General features: G+C 69.5%; 4 protein-coding genes. 3 read left to right on the top strand and 1 reads right to left on the bottom strand.

The genetic code is table 11. The features are described 5' to 3' along the window. The first annotated feature begins 27 nt into the window (after nt 1-27). Both SNR22_RS21405 and SNR22_RS21410 read left to right on the top strand, forming a co-directional pair. Nucleotides 28-195, top strand: a complete 168-nt coding sequence (locus tag SNR22_RS21405) for a hypothetical protein (RefSeq protein ID WP_320068412.1) — start codon at nt 28-30, stop codon at nt 193-195. Then, nucleotides 185-1,384, top strand: coding sequence for a helix-turn-helix domain-containing protein (locus tag SNR22_RS21410; RefSeq protein ID WP_320068413.1), 1,200 nt, complete (start codon nt 185-187; stop codon nt 1,382-1,384). The genes SNR22_RS21405 and SNR22_RS21410 overlap by 11 nt, the downstream gene beginning before the upstream one ends. A 280-nt stretch (nt 1,385-1,664) precedes the next feature. Here SNR22_RS21410 and SNR22_RS21415 read toward each other — a convergent pair whose 3' ends face one another. Then, nucleotides 1,665-1,883: a hypothetical protein gene (locus tag SNR22_RS21415; protein ID WP_320068414.1), complete on the bottom strand. Its 219-nt coding sequence runs from the start codon at nt 1,881-1,883 to the stop codon at nt 1,665-1,667. A 623-nt stretch (nt 1,884-2,506) separates the two neighbouring features. Between SNR22_RS21415 and SNR22_RS21420 the strand changes: the two genes are divergently transcribed. After that, entirely contained in the window at nt 2,507-3,364 is an 858-nt protein-coding gene (locus tag SNR22_RS21420; RefSeq protein ID WP_320068415.1) for a metallophosphoesterase, read from the top strand. The last annotated feature ends 233 nt before the right edge of the window (nt 3,365-3,597 follow it).

Here is a 3,597-nt window from a genome sequence, read left to right on the forward strand (position 1 = left end):
CCGCGTCCCTTACCGAAGGGGTTGCAGGTGGGCGGTACGCAGCGCGATCCAGCGCCGAGCCGGAGCGAGCAGGCGGAGGCGGCGGAGCATGAGACCGCGAAGCAACGGCTTCTCGCCCAGGCCGAGGCGGATCGGATACCGGTGGACGAGACGACCCGGGCGGTGCCGGACCGGCGGTGGCGTCGTGGACAGTGACAGGCTGCCGATCGGTCGGCGGGTGGCGTACTGGCGGGGGCGGCGGAAGCTGTCGCAGCAGGTGTTCGCCGACCGGCTCGGCAAGTCCAAGAGCTGGGTGGACAAGGTCGAGCGCGGTGTGCGGTCCCTCGACAAGGTGTCCACCCTCCGGGACATCGCCACTGTGCTGCGCATCGACACCGCGATATTGCTGGGCCGGGACGCGCGACCCGCAGCCCTGACCGAGCGGACCGAGGGGGTCGAGCGGATCCGGGCGGCGCTGTCGACGTACGAGATCGCGCTCGGTCGGCAAGCGGCCCGCCGCCCCGCCCTGCCGGCCGACCAGCTGACCAGGGAGGTCGCGCACGCGTGGATCACCTATCAGCATGCCCGGTACCCGCAGGCGATCGACCTGCTGCCGCAACTGCTGACCGACGCGCAGCGCACACACGCCGAGGATCCTGCTGCGGGGCGTGTGCCGCTGGTGGAGGCGTACCGGGTGGCGACAGCGTTGCTCGTGAAGCTCGGTGAGGCCGACCTGGCCTGGTTGGCCGTCGACCGGGCCATGGCTGCCGCCACCGGTGATCGAGTGCTGGTAGCTGCCGCAGCGGTGCAGCTCGGCCAGGTGCTCCGCGCATCGGGGCGGACGCGGGCGGCGAAGTCGGCGATGCTGGCCGCCGCGTACCGGATCGCCCCACCCGATCCCGACGACGGCACGCCGCAGGAGCTGTCGCTGTGCGGGACGCTGCTTATCCAGGCCGCCCTGGCGGCGGCCCGACACGGCGACGACCGCGCCACCGCCGAGTTGATCGACGAGGCCGCCGACATGGCCGCCCGGGTAGGAGACGGCCACGACCACCATCGGACCGCCTTCGGGCCCACAGCGGCAGACCTGGCCCGGGTCGCCGCAGCCCTCGAACTGGGCAACGCGGGCGAGGCCGTCGCCTGGCACGAGAAAACCATCAAGCGGGACGCCTGGCGGTGGCTACCCGCCGAACACCGCGCCGCTCACCTGCTCGACGCCGCCCGCGCCTACCTCCAGACCGACGACCCCGCCAACGCCGGCCGCCTCCTCATCGTCGCCGATCGCACGGCACCGGCCGAGATACGCCACCGCCCCGCCGCCCGGGAAGTGCTTGCCCAGGTAGCCCGCGACCCCCACGCCCCGGCCACAATCATCCAACTCGCCATCACCCTCGGGGTGACCTGAGAATGACCGCGCCGTTTCTATCCAGGGCCTTGGCATGGTCGCGGAGTGTCCAGCGCTGCGTAGATTTGCGCAGCTCGAAGTCGGGTGGGTGAATGCCGCCGGTGTGGCGGTCATCGCGCTTCGGTCGCTCTGTTGCGCCGTTGGTCTTGCCTTGCGGAGGTCCTGTCCCGTACCCGGGTAGTCCGTAGTCGGTGGTCGATACGTGGACGGAGGCTCCACCCACCCATCTCGACCTCGAAGATCCGCACGACTTTGCCGGGCGAGGCCCTGGCCCGCCGAGTTAGCAGGAGCCCTGGTGCCAACTCACCTTCGTCACTGTCACCGGCATGTAGAAGATGTTGCCGCCGGCGGGAACGCAGGTCGTGCTGGAGCTCGATGACCCGTCGGGCCACGTGTAGGACCACTTCATGTCGACGTTGTGGGTCGTGTAGTTGTAGTAGGTCAACGCCGGGGCGTTGCCGGACCACTCGGTGGCGGTCGCAAGAGACGGAGTCTCCACGGGGGCGGGTTCCGGGTGGGCCCAGTGGGGCCAGACGCAGAACTTGCCTTGCGGGCAGTTCCCGGGCGGCCATGCCTCATCCGTCGGCGCGGCCGCCGCTGATGCGGCGGGGGCGGTCGCCAGCAAGCCTGCTGCAGATAGAGAAACAACAATGGATTTCAATTTCACGGGGACTCCTTGTGAATTGACATATGTTGATCAGCGACAAAGCTACCATCAACAAGTTGAGCGGTCAAGCACTTGACTGGAAATCGCGGGGGACAAGATAAGCGTAAATGCCGATAGCTGCCAGTGGAGTCTCGGTATGTGGTATTGATTTGGGGAAAATATTCTATTGCGGCAAGGCTGGTCCAGCCCATGCCGTGCCGCACTCTGCTCGATGACGCAATTAGCGGGTGCCGTCCTCGCGCCACGAAATGACGGGATGGTGACGACCAGGCCGCGCCCGAGCCCGGTGCAAGATCGAGCTAGGGGTGCGCCGGTCATGGCTAGGGGTGTGCCGCCACCTGCCTCTCTCCGTAGGGTCCGAGCTGACAGGTTGTCGTTCCCGCGTCCTCGCGTCCGCGCGCGGGACGAGCGGCGGTGTGGGGTGCGCGGGTGCCCGGAGACACGGGAGGTGCCCGGTGACCGGATCCCATGGCGGCCGGCTCCTCGCGATCAGCGACCTTCACGTCGTGTACGCGGAGAACCGCGCGATCGTCGAGGCGCTGCGCCCCGGCAACGACGGCGACTGGCTCATCGTCGCCGGTGACGTCGGTGAGTTCGCCGCCGATGTCGAGTGGGCGCTCGGACTGCTCAGCGACCGGTTCGCCAAGGTGATCTGGTCGCCGGGCAACCACGAGTTGTGGACCCCTCGGGACGACGCCGTCCAGTTGCGCGGCGAGGTCCGCTACCGGCACCTCGTCGAGCTGTGTCGCCGCCTCGGCGTGGTGACCCCGGAGGATCCCTACCCGGTGTGGGACGCCGAGGGCGACCCCGTCCTGATCGCCCCGCTCTTCGTCGGGTACGACTACACGTGGCGGCCCCCGGGGACGTACACCAAGGAGCAGGCGTTGGCGCTGGCGCACGAGACCGGCGTCGTCTGCACCGACGAGATCCTGCTGCATCCCGACCCGTACCCGAGCCGGGACGCCTGGTGCCGGGCGCGGGTGATCCAGACCGAGCGGCGGCTCGACGCGGAGCGCGACGGCCTGCCCACCGTCCTGGTCAACCACTACCCGCTGGTCCGCGAGCCGACCCGGATCCTGCACTACCCGGAGTTCGCCCAGTGGTGCGGCACCGACCTGACCGCCGACTGGCACCTGCGCTACGACACCCGGGTCGCCGTCTACGGCCATCTGCACATCCCCCGTACCACCTGGTACGACGGCGTCCGGTTCGAAGAGGTGAGCGTCGGCTACCCGCGTGAGTGGCGTCGCCGCGCCACCCCGCCGGGGCAGCCGCGGACGATTCTGCCGGCCCCCGCCGGGCGCACCGACTGACGCCTCCGGGACGGGTGCGCCGGAGCCCCTCCTACCGGCCTCATCCTGCGATTATTCGGCCTGGACGGTGCCCTGCGGGGAGGGCTGATTGAGGGGTCCGTAGGGGTTGGGCGGCCGATCACCGCTCAGTACCGTCCACTCACGATGACGGCCGGACGCCGGCAATTTCGAGGTCGGACGGTGCGGTGGCGTACGGCGGAATCGATCGGTAGCAAGCTTCGGGCGGGTGGGTC

Origin of the sequence: Micromonospora sp. RTGN7 (assembly GCF_033804645.1) — a bacterium.
Taxonomy (GTDB): Bacteria; Actinomycetota; Actinomycetes; order Mycobacteriales; family Micromonosporaceae; genus Micromonospora.